21 protein-coding genes, 1 tRNA gene and 1 other RNA gene are annotated in these 20,409 nt (G+C 67.5%); 7 read left to right on the top strand and 16 right to left on the bottom strand.

Translation table 11 applies throughout. The features are described from left to right. Window positions 1–12: 12 nt before the first annotated feature. From ACIPRS_RS02140 to ACIPRS_RS02190, 11 genes are all read right to left on the bottom strand, one after another. The gene (locus ACIPRS_RS02140; protein ID WP_446537992.1) at window positions 13–990 is read right to left on the bottom strand and encodes a DNA polymerase III subunit delta'; all 978 of its coding nucleotides are present in this window, start codon (window positions 988–990) and stop codon (window positions 13–15) included. 2 nt (window positions 991–992) lie between these two features. Further along, on the bottom strand, window positions 993–1,655 hold the full coding sequence (gene tmk, locus ACIPRS_RS02145) for a dTMP kinase (protein WP_192200774.1): 663 nt from the start codon (window positions 1,653–1,655) through the stop codon (window positions 993–995). Beyond that, complete coding sequence (gene mltG, locus ACIPRS_RS02150) at window positions 1,652–2,719, bottom strand: endolytic transglycosylase MltG (RefSeq protein ID WP_446537363.1); 1,068 nt, start codon at window positions 2,717–2,719, stop codon at window positions 1,652–1,654. Before mltG ends, tmk begins: the two co-directional genes overlap by 4 nt. 127 nt (window positions 2,720–2,846) lie before the next feature. Further along, entirely contained in the window at window positions 2,847–4,208 is a 1,362-nt protein-coding gene (locus tag ACIPRS_RS02155; RefSeq protein ID WP_446537364.1) for an aminodeoxychorismate synthase component I, read from the bottom strand. A 145-nt stretch (window positions 4,209–4,353) separates the two neighbouring features. Then, the gene (gene fabF, locus ACIPRS_RS02160) at window positions 4,354–5,595 is read right to left on the bottom strand and encodes a beta-ketoacyl-ACP synthase II (RefSeq protein ID WP_337730122.1); all 1,242 of its coding nucleotides are present in this window, start codon (window positions 5,593–5,595) and stop codon (window positions 4,354–4,356) included. Window positions 5,596–5,705: 110 nt separating this feature from the next. After that, the gene (acpP, locus tag ACIPRS_RS02165) at window positions 5,706–5,945 is read right to left on the bottom strand and encodes an acyl carrier protein (RefSeq protein ID WP_014161144.1); all 240 of its coding nucleotides are present in this window, start codon (window positions 5,943–5,945) and stop codon (window positions 5,706–5,708) included. Window positions 5,946–6,088: 143 nt separating this feature from the next. Continuing rightward, window positions 6,089–6,832: a 3-oxoacyl-ACP reductase FabG gene (fabG, locus tag ACIPRS_RS02170; RefSeq protein WP_446537365.1), complete on the bottom strand. Its 744-nt coding sequence runs from the start codon at window positions 6,830–6,832 to the stop codon at window positions 6,089–6,091. A 69-nt stretch (window positions 6,833–6,901) separates the two neighbouring features. Next, window positions 6,902–7,846, bottom strand: coding sequence for an ACP S-malonyltransferase (gene fabD / locus ACIPRS_RS02175; protein WP_446537366.1), 945 nt, complete (start codon window positions 7,844–7,846; stop codon window positions 6,902–6,904). Window positions 7,847–8,012: 166 nt separating this feature from the next. Then, the gene (locus ACIPRS_RS02180) at window positions 8,013–9,008 is read right to left on the bottom strand and encodes a beta-ketoacyl-ACP synthase III (RefSeq protein ID WP_446537367.1); all 996 of its coding nucleotides are present in this window, start codon (window positions 9,006–9,008) and stop codon (window positions 8,013–8,015) included. Between the two features lie 87 nt (window positions 9,009–9,095). Beyond that, window positions 9,096–9,290: a 50S ribosomal protein L32 gene (rpmF, locus tag ACIPRS_RS02185; protein WP_192200767.1), complete on the bottom strand. Its 195-nt coding sequence runs from the start codon at window positions 9,288–9,290 to the stop codon at window positions 9,096–9,098. Between the two features lie 67 nt (window positions 9,291–9,357). Next, window positions 9,358–9,864 (bottom strand): YceD family protein, encoded by a 507-nt coding sequence (locus ACIPRS_RS02190; RefSeq protein WP_192200766.1) that lies wholly within the window; start codon window positions 9,862–9,864, stop codon window positions 9,358–9,360. 124 nt (window positions 9,865–9,988) lie between these two features. Between ACIPRS_RS02190 and ACIPRS_RS02195 the strand changes: the two genes are divergently transcribed. Then, window positions 9,989–10,558, top strand: a complete 570-nt coding sequence (locus ACIPRS_RS02195; RefSeq protein ID WP_192200765.1) for a Maf family protein — start codon at window positions 9,989–9,991, stop codon at window positions 10,556–10,558. Window positions 10,559–10,562: 4 nt separating this feature from the next. Here ACIPRS_RS02195 and ACIPRS_RS02200 read toward each other — a convergent pair whose 3' ends face one another. Then, the gene (locus ACIPRS_RS02200; RefSeq protein WP_446537368.1) at window positions 10,563–12,404 is read right to left on the bottom strand and encodes an ArnT family glycosyltransferase; all 1,842 of its coding nucleotides are present in this window, start codon (window positions 12,402–12,404) and stop codon (window positions 10,563–10,565) included. Window positions 12,405–12,448: 44 nt separating this feature from the next. On the opposite strand from ACIPRS_RS02200, the gene ACIPRS_RS02205 reads away from it, so the two are divergent. From ACIPRS_RS02205 to ACIPRS_RS02220, 4 genes are read left to right on the top strand one after another with little or no spacing between them, the layout of a single operon-like run. Continuing rightward, complete coding sequence (locus ACIPRS_RS02205; protein WP_446537369.1) at window positions 12,449–13,402, top strand: AAA family ATPase; 954 nt, start codon at window positions 12,449–12,451, stop codon at window positions 13,400–13,402. A 2-nt stretch (window positions 13,403–13,404) separates the two neighbouring features. Beyond that, complete coding sequence (locus ACIPRS_RS02210; RefSeq protein ID WP_446537370.1) at window positions 13,405–14,370, top strand: DUF58 domain-containing protein; 966 nt, start codon at window positions 13,405–13,407, stop codon at window positions 14,368–14,370. Beyond that, window positions 14,357–16,303 carry a transglutaminase family protein gene (locus ACIPRS_RS02215; RefSeq protein ID WP_446537371.1) on the top strand — a complete coding sequence of 649 codons (1,947 nt, stop codon included), beginning with the start codon at window positions 14,357–14,359 and terminating at the stop codon, window positions 16,301–16,303. The genes ACIPRS_RS02210 and ACIPRS_RS02215 overlap by 14 nt, the downstream gene beginning before the upstream one ends. Before the next feature lie 17 nt (window positions 16,304–16,320). Beyond that, complete coding sequence (locus tag ACIPRS_RS02220) at window positions 16,321–16,830, top strand: Slp family lipoprotein (RefSeq protein WP_142124002.1); 510 nt, start codon at window positions 16,321–16,323, stop codon at window positions 16,828–16,830. Between the two features lie 72 nt (window positions 16,831–16,902). Here ACIPRS_RS02220 and ACIPRS_RS02225 read toward each other — a convergent pair whose 3' ends face one another. From ACIPRS_RS02225 to dnaX, 4 genes are read right to left on the bottom strand one after another with little or no spacing between them, the layout of a single operon-like run. Next, window positions 16,903–17,256 carry a histidine triad nucleotide-binding protein gene (locus ACIPRS_RS02225; RefSeq protein WP_337730131.1) on the bottom strand — a complete coding sequence of 118 codons (354 nt, stop codon included), beginning with the start codon at window positions 17,254–17,256 and terminating at the stop codon, window positions 16,903–16,905. Window positions 17,257–17,285: 29 nt separating this feature from the next. Continuing rightward, window positions 17,286–17,882 carry a recombination mediator RecR gene (gene recR, locus ACIPRS_RS02230; protein WP_337730132.1) on the bottom strand — a complete coding sequence of 199 codons (597 nt, stop codon included), beginning with the start codon at window positions 17,880–17,882 and terminating at the stop codon, window positions 17,286–17,288. 58 nt (window positions 17,883–17,940) lie between these two features. Beyond that, window positions 17,941–18,261, bottom strand: a complete 321-nt coding sequence (locus tag ACIPRS_RS02235; protein ID WP_142123999.1) for a YbaB/EbfC family nucleoid-associated protein — start codon at window positions 18,259–18,261, stop codon at window positions 17,941–17,943. 7 nt (window positions 18,262–18,268) lie between these two features. Beyond that, complete coding sequence (gene dnaX / locus ACIPRS_RS02240) at window positions 18,269–20,002, bottom strand: DNA polymerase III subunit gamma/tau (RefSeq protein ID WP_446537372.1); 1,734 nt, start codon at window positions 20,000–20,002, stop codon at window positions 18,269–18,271. A gap of 131 nt (window positions 20,003–20,133) precedes the next feature. Here dnaX and ACIPRS_RS02245 point away from each other — a divergent pair. Both ACIPRS_RS02245 and ffs read left to right on the top strand, forming a co-directional pair. Further along, window positions 20,134–20,226: transfer RNA gene (locus tag ACIPRS_RS02245), tRNA-Ser, on the top strand. A gap of 74 nt (window positions 20,227–20,300) precedes the next feature. Continuing rightward, an RNA gene (gene ffs, locus ACIPRS_RS02250) (signal recognition particle sRNA small type) lies at window positions 20,301–20,397 on the top strand. Window positions 20,398–20,409 lie beyond the last annotated feature (12 nt).

Raw genomic sequence — 20,409 nt, forward strand, 5'->3', positions numbered from 1 at the left:
CGTGCGTGTCGGTCATCCGCGCCGCGCACCGACAGCGCGACCGCGGTCGCTGCCGGCCCAGGCCAGCAGCAGTTCCACCATGGCCAGATCGCCGCGTACCGTGGTCCGCAACAGATCGCGGGTGCGGTTGGCGGCATCGAACCAGGTGGCCAGCTTGTTCAATCGGGCCGGATCGGTCAAGCCGACGGTGCCGGCCTGTTCCAGCGCGAGGTCGGCCGCATGCCGCAACCGCGCATCGGCCAGTTCGTCGTTGGCCCAGCGCTGCGCGGTTTCCACCACGCCGATCTCGCCTTTTTCCAGCCGCTGCAGGTCGCGGGCCACCGCCTCGCGCAAGGCCAGCCCGTCGTGGCGCAACCAGTCGTCCGCCAGGCCGGGATGGCCACGCGCGGCATCCAGCGCACGCGCGGCCTCGGCCGTCGCGTGGCCCTGCGCCTGCAGCCAGGCCAGGGCTTCTTCACGCGGTGGCAGGCGGAACTCGATGCGCTGGCAGCGGCTGCGGATGGTCGCCGGCAAACGCGCGGGCTGCGCACTGACCAGCCACAGGTAGCGTCCCGGCGCGGGCTCTTCCAGCGTCTTCAACAAGGCGTTGCAGGCTGAACGGTTGATCGCGTCGGCCGGGTCGATCAGGGCCACCTGCGCGCCGCCGTACTGGGGCGTCAGCGCCAGTTTCTGCGACACCTCGCGGATCTGGTCGATCACGATCTCGGTGCGCAGCTTGCTGCCATCCTTGGTGGCGACGAACGAGATGACCTGCAGGTCGGGGTGCGTGCCTGCGTCGATCAGGCGCGTGCTGCGGTCGCCGGGGGCGGGTTCGCCGTGCGCGTCGCGCTGCTGCGCCAGCACGCGGCGGGCCAGCCGATCCAGCACCGCCCGCTTGCCCAGCCCGGCGGGACCGCAGACCAGCAGCCCGTGGCCGAGACGACCGGCGTCCAGCGCCGCGACGGCGTGGTCATAGGCGCGCTGCTGCCAGGGCGAGAACACGGTGCTCATGCTCATGCCAGGTCGCTGTCCGTCAGGGTGCGCAGGTAGGCGCCGATGGCGTCATCGACGGCGGCACCCACGCCGGCCGGCGGCTGCGCGGCATCGATCACCCGGAAGCGTTGCGGCTCGGCGGCCGCACGCGCGCGGAAGCCTGCACGCACGCGCTCGAAGAAATCGTCCTGCTCGCTCTCGATGCGGTCCGGCCACAGGTCGCGCCCCGCCGTGCGTGCGCGGCCTTCGCGCACGTCCAGGTCCAGCAGCAGCGTCAGGCCGGGCTTCAGGCCCACCGCACGACGCTCCAGCGCGGCGATCCACTCGGGGTCCAATCCGCGTCCCGCTCCCTGGTAGGCATAACTGGAATCGGTGAAGCGATCGCTGACGACGAATGCGCCGCGCCGCAACGCCGGACGCACGACGTCGCGCACATGCTGCGCGCGCGCGGCGAACATCAGGAGCAATTCGGTTTCCGCCGCCAGTGCTTCGTCCTGCGGATTGAGCAGCAACTCGCGGATGCGCTCGGCCAGCGGTGTGCCGCCGGGTTCGCGCGTCTGCACGACGTCGTGGCCGGCGGCCTGCAGACGGTCGCGGATGGCCGCGATCGCACTGGTCTTGCCGGCACCCTCGCCGCCCTCGAGCGTGATCAGGCGTGGCTGCGACAGCACGGCTTCGCTCACGGGGCTTCCGCCTTGCGCAGCGTCTCGCGGCGCGTCACCAGGTAGCGCGCCACGGCGGCGTTGTGTTCGGCCAGGGTGGCGGAGAAGATGTGCCGTCCGCTGCCGTCGCCGACTGCGACGAAGTACAGCGCGTCGCCATCGGCGGGATTCACCGCCGCCTTCAACGCGTCCACGCCCGGCATGGCGATCGGGGTGGGCGTCAGGCCCTTGCGGGTATACGTGTTGTACGGCGTGTCGGTGGTCAGGTCACGGCGCCGGATGTTGCCGTCGTAACTGCTGCCGATGCCGTAGATGACGGTGGGATCGGTCTGCAGCGGCATGCCGATCTTCAGGCGGCGCGCGAACACGCCGGCGATGGCCGGGCGTTCTTCGGCGATGCCGGTTTCCTTCTCGATGATGGAGGCGAGGATCAACGCTTCCTCGGCCGACTGCAGCGGGATGCCGTTGGCACGGCCTTCCCACGCGGCAACCACGGCTTTCTCCATCGCGGCATGGGCACGCTTGAGCACGTCGAGGTCGGATTCGCTGCGCGTGTAGACGTAGGTTTCGGGCAGGAAGCGGCCTTCGGGGTGCTGCCCGGGATGACCCAGCGCGGCCATCAGTTCGGCATCGCTCATCTGCGCGGTCTTCTGCTGCAGGGGCGTGGCGTTGCGCAGCGCGGCGCGCACCTGGCGGATGTTCCAGCCCTCGACGAGGGTGAAGCGGTACTGCAGCGTGCGGCCCTCGCGCATGCGCTGCAGCAGCTCGCGCGGGGTGAGTTCCGGGGACAGCGCGTACTCGCCGACCTTCAGCTGGCTGGCGGTATTGGTCTCGCGGGCCAGCAGCCGCCATTGCAGGTCGCTGCCATGCGAAACGCCCTGCGCGCGCAGCTTGCGCAGCACGGTGGGAAAGGCATCGCCACTGGCGACCTCCACGGTGGCCTCCGCGCTGACGCCACCGATGGCGGTATCGGCGAACCCGCGGTGGCCCTGCCACAGCCAGAACGCCGCGCCGGCCGCCAGGGCCAGCAACAGGAGGAAGGTGATGACGATGAAGCGGCAACCGCGCTTGAGAGCTGACGCCACGTAGTCCTCGGTGCTTGAAGCAGGCCGTGCAGGATACCCGGTCGCCGTCTCAGGCTGTAGGCGCGGCCTGATCAGCCGCAGCGGCGCCCCCCCCTCCTCCCCATATATGGGGAGAAGGCAACAGCAATCAGCCTTCCAGCGCCTTCAGTACGCCTCGGGCCTTGGCGCGGGTTTCATCCAGTTCCCTGTCCGGAATCGAGTCGGCGACGATGCCGGCCCCGGTACGGAAGCGGGCCACGCTGCCCTGTCCGTCGGCCACGATCTCGGCGCTGCGGATCAGGATGTTCAGGTCGAGATCGCCATCGCGGTTCAGCCAGCCGAACGCGCCGGTGTAGGCGCCACGCGGCGTCTGTTCGAGTTCGGCGATGATCTGCATGCAGCGCACCTTGGGGCAGCCGGTGATGGTGCCGCCGGGAAAGGTGGCGCGGATGACATCACCGGGCGTGGCATCGTCACGCAGGTGACCGCGCACGTTGCTGACGATGTGGTGCACGTGGGCATAGCTTTCCACCGTCATCAGCTCGTCCACCTGCACACTGCCGGGCGTGCACACGCGGCCCAGGTCGTTGCGTTCCAGGTCGATGAGCATGACGTGCTCGGCGCGCTCCTTCGGGTGGCCCACCAGTTCGCGGATGCGTGCGGCATCGTCATCGCCTTCGAAGCGTGGACGCGTGCCGGCGATGGGCCGGGTTTCGACCACGTCGCCACGCACCGACACCAGACGTTCGGGGGATGAGCTCACCACGGTCCATTCCGGCGTGCTGAACAGGCCGGCGAACGGCGCGGGATTGGCGGTGCGCAGCCGTGCGTACAGCGTGGCGGGATCGAGCGGTGTATCGAAATGCGCGCGCCAGGCCCGCGACAGGTTGACCTGGAAGATGTCGCCCGCACGCAGGTAGTCGAGGATGCGGTCCACGCCGTCGGTGAAGCGGCGCGGCGCATCTTCGTCGATGCGTGCGGGAGGTACCCAAGCAGGTAGCGCGGGCTGTCGCGCCGCAATGGCGGCATCGTCCACCGTGCGGGCAATCAGTCCGCCCTGTCCTGCTTCGGCCACCACCACGCAATCACCGGTACTGCGATCGCGCAGCACGGCGGCAGGACAGCGCAGGGCGAGCGCGACCGGCTGCGTCGCCGGCGCGTGGGGCAGATGCAGGACAGGCTCCACCTGCTGGGCCAGCTCGTACGCCAGCAGCAGCGCCCAGCCACCACGGAACGGCCAGCGTGGTTCTTCACGGGGAATGCGCTGCGCCTGCCAGTGGTGATCGAGCACGGCGAGGAAATCGCCGGCTTCCGCGTTGCCTCGAAGGTCGCGGGTCACGCCGTCGGCCCCCAGGCGAAGCCCCGTGCCATCGGCCACCAGCAGGAAATCCCAGCGTCCCTGCGCGGTGCCGGACGCGACGGATTCCAGCAGCACGGGATAGCGCTGCGGATCCTGGCGGTGCAGGGCCAGCAGGTCGGTGTCTGAAGGAAGCGCGCGGGTCTCGATCATGTCGTTCCTGGCCCCTCTCCCGCCGGGAGAAGGGTTGGGGAGAGGGTGCGGAGAAGATGCAATGATTCAGGGGTCGATGATTCCGCCGCACCCTCATCCGGCGCTGCGCGCCACCTTCTCCCGGAGGGAGAAGGACGGAACAGGATCAGATCCGCTTGAACACCAGCGTGCCGTTGGTGCCGCCGAAGCCGAAGCCATTCGACACCGCCACATCGATCTTCTTCTCGCGCGCCGTGTGCGGCACGTAGTCGAGATCGCAGCCTTCGCCCGGCTCGTCCAGGTTGATGGTCGGCGGGATGATGCCGTGGTGGATGGCCAGCACGGAGAAGATGGCTTCCGCGCCGCCGGCCGCGCCCAGCAGGTGGCCGGTCATCGACTTGGTGGAACTGACCATGATCTTGTACGCGTGGTCGCCCAGCGCGCGCTTCATCGCCAGCGTTTCGGCCAGGTCGCCCAGCGGCGTGGAGGTGCCGTGCGCGTTGAGGTATTCCACCTGCTCCGGATTCAGGCCGGCGTCCTTCAGTGCGGACCGCATGCAGCGTGATGGGCCCTCGCCGTTCTCGCTGGGCGCGGTCATGTGGTAGGCGTCCTGCGAGGCGCCGAAACCGGCCAGCTCGCAGTAGATGCGCGCGCCACGCGCCTTCGCGTGTTCGTACTCCTCCAACACGAGGATGCCGGCACCGTCGCCCAGCACGAAGCCATCGCGATCCTTGTCCCACGGACGCGAGGCGCGGGCAGGATCGTCGTTGCGGGTGGACATGGCCTTCATGGCGCAGAACCCGCCCACCGAGGTCGGCGACGAACCACGCTCCGCGCCACCGGCGATCATCACGTCGGCGTCGCCGTACTGGATGCTGCGCATGGCGATGCCGATCGAGTGGTTCGAGGTGGCGCAGGCGGATACCGCCGAATAGCCGGGCCCTTTCAGGCCCTTCATGATGCTCAGGTGGCCCGGCAGCATGTTGATGATGGTGCTTGGGATGTAGAACGGGGAAATCTTGCGCGGGCCGCCTTCGTGCAGCTTCACCGCGGTCTCCTCGATGCCGAGGATGCCGCCGATGCCTGCACCGATGATGGCGCCGATGCGCTCGGCATTGGCTTCGGTCACTTCCAGTCCGGAGTCGTCCATCGCCATCAGCGACGCGGCCAGTCCGTAGTGGATGAACGAGTCCATCTTCTTCACGTCCTTCGGCGGCACGAAGGCGGTGGGGTCGAAACCGCGGATCTCGCCCGCGATCTTGGTGCTGTAGCCCTCGGTATCGAAGGTGGTGATCGGACCCAGGCCCGACCGCCCGTTGACGATGCCGTCCCAGCTGCTGGCCATGTCATTGCCCAGGGGGGACACCAGGCCCATGCCGGTGATGACGACGCGACGACGCTGGCTCATATCGGATTCCTCATGGATCTTGGCGGCCGCGCCCTACGCGGGCGCATGGGGGCCGGATACGCGCGGGGCCGCATGCGCGGCCCCGACACGGTTTGCTGCAGGTGCGGGACTTACGCCTTGACGTGCGCCTTGACGTAATCGATGGCCTGCTGCACCGAAGTGATCTTCTCGGCTTCCTCGTCCGGAATTTCGCATTCGAACTCTTCTTCCAGCGCCATCACCAGTTCAACGGTGTCCAGCGAGTCGGCGCCCAGGTCATCGACGAACGATGCACTGGTGGTGACTTCTTCTTCCTTCACGCCGAGTTGTTCGACGACGATTTTCTTGACGCGTTCTTCGATGCTGCTCATGGATTCGCTCCAGACGGAGATGGGTGACGTGTTGGATTCTGCCGACGCGGGGCGAGGGCAAACCGGGGATAGTGTAGTGGAAACCGGCGACGGCGGGCAGGTATCGCCAATCGCCACCGAATCAACCACTTACAGCTAATTCTTTACGGCATGTACATGCCGCCGTTGACGTGCAGGGTCTCGCCGGTGATGTAGCCGGCCGCCGGCCCCGCGAGGAAGGCGACCGCATTCGCGATGTCGGCCGGCTCGCCCAGGCGACCGAGTGCGATCTGCTCACCGAGCGCCTTCTTGGTCTCTTCGGGCAGGTCCTTGGTCATGTCGGTGGCGATGAAACCGGGAGCGACCACGTTGACGGTGACACCGCGGCTGCCGATTTCCTTCGCCAGCGACTTGGAGAACGCGATGATGCCGGCCTTGGCGGCGGCATAGTTCGCCTGCCCTGCATTGCCGGTGACGCCGATCACCGAGGCGATGTTGATGATGCGGCCCTTGCGTGCCTTCATCATGCCGCGCATGACTGCCTTGGACGTGCGATAGACACTGGTGAGATTGGTGTCGAGGATGGCCTGCCAGTCCTCGTCCTTCATCCGCATCAGCAGGTTGTCGCGGGTGATGCCGGCGTTGTTGACCAGGATGGACACCGGGCCGAACTCCTTGGCGACGGCATCGATCAGGGCTTCGACTGCCGCGCCATCGGTGACGTTGAGTTCGCGGCCGTGGCCACCGGATGCGGCCATCCGCTCGCCGATGGCCTGCGCCCCGGCGGCGGTGGTCGCGGTGCCGATGACGGTGGCGCCGTGGGCAGCCAAAGCGTCGGCGATCGCGGCGCCGATGCCGCGGCTGGCGCCGGTGACCAGCGCGATTTCACCCTGCAGGGGCTTGCTCATGATGATGTCCTCGGAACGGTTCCGCGCGAGCGCGGGAGGTCAGGATAAGGGAAGGGAGCCGCGCGGGCGTCACGCCTGCCAATCGGCAAGCGCACCCTGGAAGTCGCCCACACCACCGATGGCGCGCGCGTCCAGGCCCTTGTCGATGCGCTTCGCCAGCCCCGCGAGCACCTTGCCGGGACCGCACTCCGCAATGCGCGTGGTGCCATTCGACGCCAGCGCCTGGACGCACTCGGTCCAGCGCACGGGCAGGTACAACTGGCGAACCAGTGCATCGCGGATGGCGTCCGCCCCGGCGTGCACGTGTGCATCCACGTTCTGCACCACCGGCAACGACGGCGTGTGCCAGTCGAGCCCTGCCATCACCTCCGCGAGGCGATTGGCCGCTTCGCGCATCAGTGGCGTGTGCGAAGGTACGCTGACCGCGAGCTTCACCACCTTGCGGATGCCACGCTCGGTGAGCAACACGATTGCACGATCGACCGCCTCGGCGTCGCCGCCGATCACGATCTGGCCTGGCGAGTTGTAATTGGCGGGCACGACGACCTTGCTGTCGGACGCCTGCGTGCAGACCTCGGCCACCAGGGCATCCTCGGCGCCCAGCACGGCGGCCATCGCGCCGACGCCCTGCGGAGCCGCTTCCTGCATCAGTTGGCCGCGCAGGCGCACGAGGTGGGCGCCGTCCTTCAACGACAACGCGCCTGCCGCGACGAGCGCGGTGTATTCGCCCAGACTGTGCCCGGCGAGCTGGGACGGCTGCACGCCACCCTGTTGCTGCCAGGCACGCCATACCGCGATGCCCGCTGCAAGCAATGCCGGCTGCGTGTACTCGGTGCGGTTGAGCATCTCTTCAGGGCCGCCTTGCGACAGCGCCCACAGGTCGACACCCGCACCATCGGACGCTTCGGCGAACGTCTCGCGCACTACCGGATGCAATTCGGACAACTCGGCCAGCATGCCGACCGACTGCGAGCCCTGGCCCGGGAAGACGAAAGCGAGTTGCGTGGAAGTCACCAGGACATCCTGAGTGAAAACAGGCGGCGATGATACGGGTGAAGACGCCGGATTGTCTGTACCGGGGCGTATGCGTGGCACGCACACCCTTCGCGCATGCACGCCGGAAATGGAAAAGGCGACGCTTAACGGCGTCGCCTTTTCGTGCGTCCTGTTGCCGCAGGCGTCAGTAGCGCAGCAGCACGGAACCCCAGGTGAAGCCTCCGCCGAACGCTTCCAGCAGCAGCAGCTGCCCGCGTTCCACGCGACCCGAACGCACGGCAGTATCCAGCGCCAGCGGCACAGAGCCCGACGACGTGTTGCCATGCTTGTCGACGGTCACGATGACCTGGTCCATCGACATGTCCAGTCGCTTGGCGGTGGCTTCGATGATGCGCAGGTTCGCCTGGTGCGGGATCAGCCAGTCCAGGTCGTGCTTGTCCAGTCCGTTGGCTTCAAGCGTTTCATCCACCACGCCATCCAGCGCCTTGACGGCGTACTTGAAGACGTCATTGCCCTTCATGTGGATGCGGATGCCGTTGTTCGGCTCATCCGGCTTGAAACCGGCCGACACGCCGACCGGATTCCAGAGCAGTTCCTTCTTGCTGCCATCGGCATGCAGATGGGTGCTGAGGATGCCGGTCTCACCATCGGCCTTCAGCACCGCCGCGCCGGCACCGTCGCCGAACAGCACGCAGGTGGTGCGCTCGGTCCAGTCGACGATGCGACTGAGGGTCTCGGTACCGATGACCAGTGCCGTCTTGGCATCACCGCAGCGGATGAACTTGTCGGCCACGCTGAGCGCGTAGATGAAACCCGAGCAGGCCGCATTGACGTCCAGCGCCGCGCAGCCCGCGATACCCAGCCGGGCCTGGATCAGACAGGCGGTCGAGGGAAAGATCAGGTCGGGCGTGGTGGTGCCCACCACGATCAGGTCGATCTCGGAGGCATCGACGCCGGCCGCCTCGAGGGCGCGGAGCGACGCCTGGTAGCCCAGGTCGCCCGCGGTCTCGCCTTCGGCGGCGATATGGCGCTCACGGATGCCGGTGCGGGACTGGATCCATTCGTCGCTGGTATCCACCAGCTTCGACAGGTCTTCGTTGGTCAGCACCTTCTCGGGCAGATAGCTGCCCGTACCGGCGATGCGCGCATAAATGCGCCCCTTGTTACCCGGCTCGCTCATGCACACTCCCGTTGCCAGCCCCACGAAGGGCCCTGATTGTCATTGATCATGCGGAAAGCGCGCCCCGCGAAGGGCGCGCCACGCGGATCAATCTTCCTCGACCATCGTGGTCTTGGTGGCGATGACCTTCTTGCCACGGTAGTAACCGTCGGCGGTCACGTGGTGGCGCAGGTGGATCTCGCCCGTGGTCGGGTCGGTGGACAGCTGCTTGGCGGTCAGCGCGTCGTGCGAACGACGCTGGCCACGGCGGGACGGGGTAACGCGGGATTTCTGCACAGCCATGGGATTGCTCCAGCTCTTGTATCTGTTGGTGAACCTTGCGGTTCGTGTTGCCAGACCGCGGTAGCGGCTAGTTCTTCTTCAGCGAGGCCAGCGCCGCGAACGGACTGGTCTTCGCCACCTCTTCTTCATCCGCGGCCCACTCGCGCTCCACGGCCTCGGACGTTGGATCCACCGGCACCACCGGCACGGCGAGGACCAGTTCGTCCTCGACCAGTTCGCTGGGGCGCAGCATGCCGTCTTCCGGCACCAGCAGGGCCTCGTAGCCGGGCGGAAGCGCGGATTCCTCATCCTCGCTCCGGACCAGCCCGAGCCGCTGCTCGACCGTCACCGGCAACACGAAACGCCGCAGGCTGCGCTGGCACACCAGCGGCAACCCCACTTCGATCCGCAAGCCTATGTAAGGCACCTGCAGCGCGTCACGGTCGAATTCGATCGTGTAGCGCACATCGCCTTCGGTATCGACCAGAAGACCCTGCAGACGCGTCATCGCGGACAACGGCAGGCGGCCTTCAAAGCTGCGCCGGGCCGCGACCATGCGCCAAGCATCCAACATCTCGGGCGTATTCACGGACATAAGCCGCTGAATGTTAAGGATGAAGGACCGAACTGTCAAACCACCCCGCCCGAGGAGGATGGCTTGCCGGGCGCCCCGCCGCCCGTCAGACTCCCCCGCCCGCCCCTGCCAGTCACCCGACGCCATGCCGCTGATGCTTGCCTCGACTTCCCGCTACCGCCGAGAGCTGCTCGAGCGGCTGCGCGTGCCGTTCCACATCGCGCGCCCGGAAGTGGACGAAGTGCTGCTGGACGGCGAATCCGTGCCGGCCATGGCCAGCCGCCTGGCCCGGGCCAAGGCCGATGCCATCGCCCACCAGCACCCGGGCAGCTGGATCATCGGCGCGGACCAGGCTGCCGAGCTCGACGGGCAGCCCCTGGGGAAGCCGGGCCAGCGCGAGGCCGCCATCGCCCAGCTGAACGCCATGTCGGGCCGGGAGGTCCGCTTCCACACAGCCGTATGCCTGGTCCGTGATGAACAGGTCCTGCAGGCGCAGGACGTCACCACCGTGCGCTTCCGCCGCCTGGATTCCGCCGAGATCGAGCGGTACGTGGACGCGGAACAGCCCTTCGATTGCGCCGGAAGCTTCAAATCGGAAGGGTTCGGCATCGCCTTGTTCGATGCCATCGAATCGTCGGACCCCACTGCCCTGGTCGGCCTGCCCCTGATCGCGGTGGCGCGGATGCTGCGCGAGGCCGGCTTCGAACTGCCCTGAAGCGTCACCGCACCACGACAGGCTGTTCCGCCCAGGTCTCCACACTGCCGTCGCCACCGGTCAGACGCAGCCCCAGCCAATGCCGGCCAGCCGGCAACGCGCCGGCGTCCAACTCGACATTGAACTGCACGCGGGGCATGCGCGGATCGCGCGAAGCGCCCTTCAGGAAAACGGTCAACCATTCATTGGCGCTGGCGTCCGTGGCTTCGGCGACGACCCGGCCATCCATCAGCACTTCCACCTTCGTCACGCCCACCACGTCCTTCACCGCCCAGCCACCCACGCTGAAGCGGCGGCCGACAGTGGCGCCGGCTTCCGGCACGTCGATGTTGGCCACGACAGGCGTCATGCATTCACCTCCGGCGGGCTCCTTCGGCAGAGCGAACAGCAGGAAACGCCGCGCGCCATGATCGATGTTCACCACCTCCGCTGGCGGCAAGGGCCCCACCACGGCACACAACTGCTGGTAGTGCGCGAGCAATGCGCTGAACTTCACGTCGGTGGCGGCGACCACCAACAAGGTGGGTACGCTGCGCTTGCCATCGTGCTCGAGGCCCCATAGCCGGAGCTGGGGAGCCCGCCCGTGCTTGCGATTCAACGGGTGATCCAGGGTCGGGATTTCCGCATCCCCCAGCGCGAAGCCGAGTTCCGCGCCGGTCTTGAAGCTGTCCGCGAGCAGCACCGTTCCCTCGGGCAACCCGGCCTGGGCTTTGCGCACTTCCGCCGCCAGCGTGTCCCAGCCCGCGAAGTTCTCGGGGTAGTACTTGCTGCCAGCCATCTGCGTGCGCAGCCCCGGCAACGACACCACCACGTAGTAGCCCAGCATCAGCGCCGCGCCGATGCCGGCGATGCCCCAGCTCGCCTTGCGCCGCGCGGGAGACCACGTGCGCAACAGCAACGGCACCACCATCAGAAGGGCGAGGTAGCCCGGCAACGGCCAATGGAAGCTGACGCGTTCGTTGTCGGCGAAGAAGCCGATGAGGAAGAAACCGAGTGTGGAGATTGCGCCAAGCAACGCGAAGTAACGCCATGCGGTGCCGGCATCCTCGCTGCCACGCAAGCCGCGCAGGCACACCACGAGCATGGCCCAGAACAGCAACGGCGTGACCAGGGCCGCCTGCACCAGCAGGAAGCGCGCGCCGTCTCCGTGGAAGGCCCAGGGATGGCGATCGAGCAACTGGAAACGCAGGCCGGCGTCGGCGTACTCGAGGTTCCACGCGAGCAGTGGCGCCCAGGCGAGCAGGCCCACCGCAAGCGCGACCCAGACCCGCGCATCACGGAGTACTTTCCGGCCCTCGGGCAACCACAGCAGGGCGATGAGGCCCACGCCGATCACACCCACGAAGCGGTAGTGGCTCAGCGCGCCCAGCATCAGCCCGAGGGCCAGTTCGGTCGCCGACATCGCATCGACGTCACGCAGCAGCCGCGCACCGGCATCGGCGCAGAGCACCGTCGCGACCGCCATCGGCACATCCGGCAACGCCAGCAGGCCGAGCGTGCCCGACAGCGGCATCAGCACGGTCAGCAAGGCCGCCTGCCACCCCACTGCAGCACCAAACCAGTGTGCCGCGCTCCGGGCCACCAGCCATGGCAGCACGCCCGCCAACAGCAGAAAGGGCGCGCGCACCGCCAGTACGTGATGTCCGCCGAACTCGGTTCCGAGGCGCGTCAACCAAGCCGTCAATCCCGGCAGGTCGGAATACGCAGCCGCCAGATGCTGGCCTTCCTGCCAGTAGAAAGCTTCGTCCACGAACAACGGCAAGCGTGAAGCGATCGCGATCTTGACGACCGTCACGATTGTCCACACTGCAAGGAACCATTGGCGCGCGCGTTGTTCTTCTTCCATCTCGCTACACTTCCCTGAACCCACGATCGGAAACCGAGAGCGCGATGTCCGCCATTCCCAGCACCCGCCCTATGCTATCCGAAGGCTTGGCCGACGCCCTCAAGCGCGCCCAGGCACAGGTCAACTCCCTGGTGCTGGGCAAGGCCCATGAAGTACGCCTCGCCTTCGTGGCGCTGCTCTCCGATGGCCATCTGCTGATCGAGGACCTGCCGGGGCTCGGCAAGACCACGCTCGCACACGCACTGGCGGCCACGCTGGGCCTGACGTTCCAGCGCGTACAGTTCACCTCGGACCTGTTGCCGGCCGATGTCCTGGGCGTGTCGGTCTACGATGCCCAGGCGCGCGCCTTCAGCTTCCATCCGGGACCGGTCTTCACCAACGTGTTGCTGGCGGACGAGATCAACCGCGCGCCTCCGCGCACGCAAAGCGCGTTGCTGGAAGCCATGGCCGAGCACCAGGTCACGCTGGATGGCGTGACCCACGCGTTGCCGGAGCCCTTCTTCGTGATCGCCACACAGAATCCCGTGGATCTCTCCGGCACGTATCCGTTGCCGGACTCGCAACTGGATCGCTTCCTGCTGCGGTTGGCGCTCGGCTATCCGAATGCGGAATCCGAGCGCGCACTGCTGGCCGGCACGGACCGGCGGATGATGATCGCGCGGGCGATGCCATTGCTGTCGTCCGAAGAAGTGGTGGCGCTGCGGAAAGCCGTTGGCGAAGTGCATGCCAGCGATGCCCTGATCGACTACGTGCAGGCACTGCTGGCCCGCAGCCGGCAACACCCCGGCGTGCGTGTCGGCCTGTCCCCGCGCGCGGGCATCGCGTTGCTGCGCGCCGCACGTGCCTATGCATTGCTGGTGGGCCGCAACCATGTGCTGCCCGAGGACGTGCAGACGCTGTTCCTCGCCGTGGCCTCCCATCGCATCGTCGCCGAGGCCGAGACCGGTCAGGCGATCGCGTTGACCAAGGCCATCCTGCACGCGGTTCCCGTGGACTGAGCATGGCAAGCACGCCGCGCGCCCGCCTCGCCCGCCGTTTCGCCAGGCTGGCCAGACCCCGCCAACCCGAATCCCTGCCCGTGCAGCTGGACCGTCGGCGCATCTATGTGCTGCCCACGCGGTTCGGTCTTTTCTTCGCGGCGCTGGTGTTCACGATGGCGCTGGGCGCGTTGAACTACAACAACAATCCGGGTTTGCTGCTGGCGCTGTTGCTGGGTGCCACGGCGATGGCCAGCCTGATCTTCGCGCACCTGCAACTGGCGGACCTGCGGATCGATGCAATCGCCGCCGACCCCGTCCCGGCAGGCACCCCGTTGCGCCTGCAGGTGGCATTGTCTTCACGCGACGCGCGCGCGCGCCATGGCCTGCGCGTGGATGCCTGCGACAGGCACGTCTTCACCACGCTGGCGCCATCTGACGGCGTCGTGGCGGAACTGTCACTTCCGACTCAGCAGCGCGGATGGTACGACCTCGACCGTATCCGCCTGTCCACCACGCAACCGCTGGGACTCGCGCGCGCCTGGGCCTGGGTATGGCCCTCCTCCCCTCTGCTGGTCTACCCGGCTCCCGAGCCGCAAGGTCCACCGCTGCCCGACATCTCGGGGGCCGGAAGCCGCACGCGATTGCACGCCGGTGGCGAGGACGTGCATCAGTTGCGCAACTACCGCGCGGGCGATGCACGGCGTTCCATCGCATGGAAACCCTCGGCTCGGCACGATCAGCTGCTGGTACGCGAATACGAGCAGCCGCTGGGGCAGGAAGTGGAACTCGCATGGACTGCGCTGCCCGCGCTGCTCCACGAGCACCGCATCCAGCGCCTGGCGCACTGGATCGACCTGGCCGAACGCGAGGGCCGTCGTTATCGCCTGCTGCTGCCTGGCCAACCTCCGCTCGGTCCAGGCGCGGGCACCGCCCATCGACACCTCTGCCTGCGCGCGTTGGCGCTGATGCCGCATGCCCTCGCCTGAGCCCACGACGCTGGATCCGGCAAGCCGCCGATGGACGCTGGCGACGGCGGGCGTTTGCCTGCTCGCCCTGCTGGTCCACCTGCCCCCTACCTTGGCGACGGGTTTGGGCGCAACGGGCGTCGCGCTCGCCTTCGCATCATGGAAGCGTCCGCTGCCCGCGCTTCTGCGTGCACTGCTGGCCATCACGATGGTGGTCGCTGTCATGGCCTTCACCGGCATGCAGTTCGGGCGCGATACGGGCTGTGCTCTGCTGGCCGCGATGCTGGCCATCAAGCCCACCGAAACCCGCAGCCTGCGTGACAACCGCAGCCTGCTGGGCTTCGCACTGTTCGCACCCTTCGCTGCTTTCCTTCTCGACCAGGGACCACTGAGCATGGCCCTGGGGCTGGTCGGCGTATTGAGCAGCCTGGTCGCGCTGCATCGCCTTGCCGACGCCGAGGTCACCTTGTCCGCTGTCCCGGCCCGGCCGCTGCAGCAACTCCGCCAGGTCGGGAAGCTCGTGCTGATCGGTGTCCCGTTGGTGATGGCGGCGTTCTGGCTTTTCCCGCGCTTTCCCACGCCACTGTGGGGAGTGCCCGAACGCGCCCTCTCCAAGCCGGGCTTGAGCGACGAAATGTCCCCCGGCGGCTGGCTGGACCTGATCGCCGATGACACGCCCGCCCTGCGTGTGCAGTTTTTCGGCGCAACGCCACCGACCTCCCAGATGTACTGGCGTGGCCCGGTGCTGGCGGACTTCGACGGCCGGACCTGGACCCGCGGCAATCCGCTGTCCGATATGCCGCCGGCGGAGAGCATGCGCGCACCCACGGTATGGGACTACCAGATGGACGTGGAGCCGACCGACAATCGCGACCTGGTGATGCTGGACCTTCCCGTCGCCGCACCGGAAGGCACCCGCCTGACGCGCGACTACAGCACGCGTACGCGCCTTCCATTGAATGCACTCAGCCGCTGGCGCGTGCAATCGTCGGCTCCGACCCGCTTCGATGTCCAGCTGCCCGACGCCGTGCGCCGGCAGGCGTTGCAGCTGCCCGCCGGCTTCAATCCACGGACACGCGCACTGGGTGCCCAATGGCGGCGCGAAGCCGGCGGCAATGACGCCGTGCAGGTCGCGCGCGCACTCGACTGGATCCGCTCCAGCTTCGCCTACACGTTGAACACGCCCTTCCCCGGGCGCAACACCGTCGACGAATTCCTCTTCGACCAGCAGGCGGGATACTGCGAGCACTTCAGTTCGGCCTTCGTCTTCCTGATGCGCTCCGGTGGCGTCCCGGCGCGCGTGGTCACCGGTTACACCGGCGGCACCTACAACCGGTTGGGCGACTACTGGATCGTCCGCAACATGGACGCGCATGCGTGGGCCGAGGTCTGGCTGCCGCAGCGGGGCTGGGTTCGCGTGGACCCCACCGCTGCAGTCGCACCGGAGCGCATCTACGACACTCTCGAGGACAGGCTTGGCGGTGCCCGCGCCGGCGGCGCCGGATTGATCAGCATCGATGGCCTGGGCCAGATGAGCGATTGGCTGCGCCGCGGATGGAACGACATGGTGCTGGGTTTCGATGCCAAGCGCCAGACGCGCATCCTGCAGCAGCTGGGTGCGCAGCAGCTTGGGCCATCCGGACTGGCCGCATTGTTCGGCGTGTTCGCGATGATCGCGGTGGGCTGGATGGCCTGGCTGCTGGCCCGGGGCGAGCGCGAGCGCGACCCGCTGCTGCGCGCCTGGCACCGCCTGGGGGCACGCTACGCCCGGCTGGGCCTGGGGCGGGAGCCACACGAGACTGCCGGCGCCTGGGCGTACAGAGTGGTCGCCCAGCGACCTGAGGGCGCAAACCCGTTGGTTTCGCTCAGCCGGCGTTTCGCTGCAGCGCGCTACGCTGCGGATGAGGGGGACAACCGCGCACTGATCGAAGACCTGCGCCGGCACCGCCCATAACCCGCTGGAGACTGGCCATGAAACTTCGCTTCGCCGTTGTCGTCGCAGCCGCCGCGCTGCTCTCCGCCTGCGCTACGGCACCCGCGCCGCTGCAGGGCACGTTCACCCCGGTCAACCCGCGGGATTCCGTCGGTACGCCACAGGTGGGCGCGCCGGTGCGATGGGGCGGCCGCATCATCAGTACCACCCCGGCCCAGAACGGTACCTGCTTCCAGCTTGTATCGCGTCCGCTCGCCGCCACCGGCCGGCCGCTGTCCTCGGCACCGGATGCGACCGATGGCCGCTTCATTGCGTGCCGCGCGGGTTTCTACGATCCGGCCGTGTTCTCCGAGGGCCGCGAGGTGACCTTCGTTGGCAAGATCGAGGGTTACGAAAGCACGCGCATCGGCGACTACGACTACCAGCTTCCCCGTGTCGCGGCGGACGTGGTGTATCTGTGGCCGGAAGTGCGCGAAGTGGAGGTCCGCCCCTACCCGTACTACGACCCCTTCTGGGGACCGCGCTGGGGCCGTTGGGGCTGGTGGTAATACCTCGCGCCGGGAAGGAAAAAAGCCGCTCTACGAGCGGCTTTTTTCTTGCGTGGTCGAAATGGCGGTCTTTCAGGCCTGCGTACCGAAACGGCCCAGTGCCGCACCGGCAAGCAGATGCAGGTGGATGTGGAACACGGTCTGCCCTGCATCCTCGCGACAGTTCATGACCACCCGGTAGCCATTCCCGGCAAAGCCTTCCCGGCGCGCGTACTCCGCCGCAGCCAACGCCAGCCTGCCTATCAGGTGCGCCTGTTGCGGCTGTACATCATCCAGCGTGGGGATGGGGTCGTTCTTCGGGATGAATAGCACGTGCACGGGCGCCTGCGGCGCGATGTCCTTGAAGCCCAGCACCTCATCGTCCTCGTAGACGATGGTGGCGGGAATCTCGCGGCGGATGATCCTGGCGAAGATGGTGTCGGTCATGGTGTTCACGCGTCCCCGTGTGAGTGCGGTCAGGTCATTTCACTGCGGCCGCCGAACGCGTGCGCCAGCGTGCCGCGGTCGACGTATTCCAGTTCGCCGCCAAGCGGCACGCCATGGGCAAGCCTGCTCGGGCGCACGCCCTGCTGCCGCGCCAGCTGCGCCAGGTAGTGGGCCGTGGCTTCACCTTCGACGGTGGGATTGGTGGCGATGATCAGCTCGGTGACCTCGCCCTGCGCCAGCCGCGCCGACAGCGCATCCAGTCCCAGCTCGCGCGGGCCGATGCCGTCCAGGGGAGACAGCCGGCCGTGCAGGACGAAATAGAGGCCGCGGTATCCCGTCGCCTGTTCGATCGCCAGGCGATCCGAGGGTGACTCCACCACGCACAGCTGGTGACGGTCGCGACTGCCGCTCGCGCAGAGCGTGCAGATCTCGCCTTCGGTGAAATCGCGGCAATGCGCGCAATGACCGATATGGTCCAGCGCTTCGGCCAACACGCCGGCCAAGCGCTTGCCCCCGTCCCGCTCGCGGTCGAGCAGGTGGTAGGCCATGCGCTGCGCTGTCTTCTGCCCCACTCCGGGCAGGACGCGCAGCGACTCGATGAGCTGTTCGAGCAGCGGACTGGACATGATCGTCATCCGGACCAGCGATGGCGGGTGCCACGCACAGGCCGGCCATTGGCGAATATCAGAACGGCAGCTTCATGCCCGGCGGCAGCGGCATGCCGGACGTCGCTGCGCCCATGCGCGTCTTGGATTCGGCATCGACCTTGTTGGATGCATCATTGAACGCAGCCGCAATCAGGTCTTCCAGCATCTCCGCATCGGAGAGCAACGAGGGATCGATGCGTACTTTCCGGCATTCCTTGGCGCCGGTCAGGGTCACGCTGACCATGCCGCCGCCGGCATTGCCGGTCACCTCGAGCTTGGCGAGCTCTTCCTGGGCGCGCTGCAGGTTCTCCTGCATCTTCTGCGCCTGCTGCATCAGTTGGGCGATGTTTCCACGCATGTCGTGATCACTCTTCGTAAGGTCGGATGGAGTCCGGGACGAGCCTGGCGCCATGCTGCTGCATCAGCTGCCGCACGTCCGGATGATTCATGAAGGTTTCTTCGGCCTCGCTCTGGCGTTCGTCGCGCTGCCGATGGCTGCGCTCCTTCAGCGTTTCGGCATCGCTCGCCGCTGCGGCGAATGCGAGACGGGGAGCCACGCCGTAACGAGTAGCGATGGCATCGGCAAGCTCGCCGAGCGTGCGCTCGGAGCGCAGGTAATCGAAGCCGCTGTCCAGCGCCAGCGTCAGCGTGCCATTCGCGTAGCCCGCGAACGCGACATTGTCGACCAGTTGCTTGCCGACGCCCTTCAGCCCGCAACTGCCGGCGAAATGCAGCCACGTCTCGGCATCGGTGATGCCGATGTCCGCCGGCATGGACGAGGCGGCCGGCGTGGCGGGTGACGGTTTCGCCTGCGCGGGAAGCCACGGCGGCGCGTCCTCGACGACAGGTGCCGCCATGCGCGGCGGAGCCGGGGCTTCTTCGCGCGCCATCTGTTGCGGCTGCGCCAGCGACTCCGGCGCAGGTGTCGTGCGGGCAGGGCTGGCAGTGGATGCGGGGGTCGGGGTCTGGACAGGCGCTGCCGTTGCCGCAGCGCGAGCATCGCCGCGCATTTCGCCCGCCTGCGCTGGCCTGAAGGCCAGCATGCGCAGGATGCTCATCTCGAAGCCGGCCCGTCCGCTGGGCGCAAGATGCAGGTCGCGCCGGCCATTGATCGCCATCTGGTACCAGAGCTGCACTACTTCGGGGCGCAGCTGCCCGGCGAAGGCTTCGATGTCGACCCCCTCCGCTTCCACGCTGGCCGACGGCACCAGCTGCCGCACCTGGATGCGGTGCAGCGCTTCGGCGACGGCATCCAGCACGCCGGCCCAGTCCGGGGAAAACTCCGCCAGCCGCGCGACCACCTGCAGCAACGCCTCGCCATCGCCTTGCGCCAGGGCGGCCAGCATCGCATTGACCTGGGTGCGGTCCACCGTGCCCAGCATGGTACGCACGCCATCCTCGCGGAGGGCACCGCCGGCGTACGCGATGGACTGGTCCAGCAGCGAAAGACCGTCGCGCAGCGACCCATCGGCGGCACGCGCGAGCTGGGCGATCGCACCCGTGTCGGCCTCGATGCCTTCGGCGCCGAGGATCTTCGTCATCTGGCCGCGGATCTGTTCTTCATCGAGCCGCTTGAGGTTGAATTGCAGGCAGCGCGACAGCACGGTGACGGGCAGTTTCTGGGGATCGGTGGTGGCGAGCAGGAACTTCACGTGTTCCGGCGGTTCCTCCAGCGTCTTCAGCAGCGCGTTGAACGCCGCCTTCGACAGCATGTGCACTTCGTCGATCAGGTAGACCTTGAACTTGCCGCGCGAAGGCATGTACTGCGCGTTCTCGATGACCTCGCGCACATCGTCCACGCCGGTGTTCGACGCGGCGTCGATCTCCAGCAGGTCGATGTAGCGGCCGGCATCGATGTCCAGGCAGGCAGCGCATTGGCCGCACGGATCGGCGCTGGTGCCCTTCTCGCAGTTCAGCGATTTGGCGAAGATGCGCGCGATCGTGGTCTTGCCGACCCCGCGCGTACCGGTGAACAGGAAGGCGTGGTGCACGCGGCCGCTGTCCAGCGCATTGGTGAGTGCCCGGACCACGTGTTCCTGGCCCACCAGTTCGGCGAAACGCTTGGGGCGCCACTTGCGGGCGAGGACGAGATAGGACATGCCGACATTGTGCCACGCCCCGCCCGCCGTCCCCTCCGCTCGCGGACGCCGCAAGGCTTCGCTTGTGGCCGGCCCCGGCGAAGGCTAGAATTCACGGCCCTGAAAGCAGCCCATGGTCGCATTCAGGTCCCGGAGAGGTGTCCGAGTGGTTGAAGGAGCACGCCTGGAAAGTGTGTAAGCGTCTAAACCGCGCTTCGGGGGTTCGAATCCCCCTCTCTCCGCCAGTTTCATCCATCCCGAGCCATCGGGATGAACGACGCAGCCGCGCCCGAGCGCGGTTTCGTTTTCTATGGTGGCCCCGTCGGCCCCTCGCGACGCTAGGTTGAAAACTCCGCCAGGGCCGGAAGGCAGCAACGGTATCGACTGATGCGGGCGCCGAGGTCAGCCGGCGGGGCCACCGCCTTTTC

The organism is Pseudoxanthomonas sp. LARHCG66, assembly GCF_052871755.1.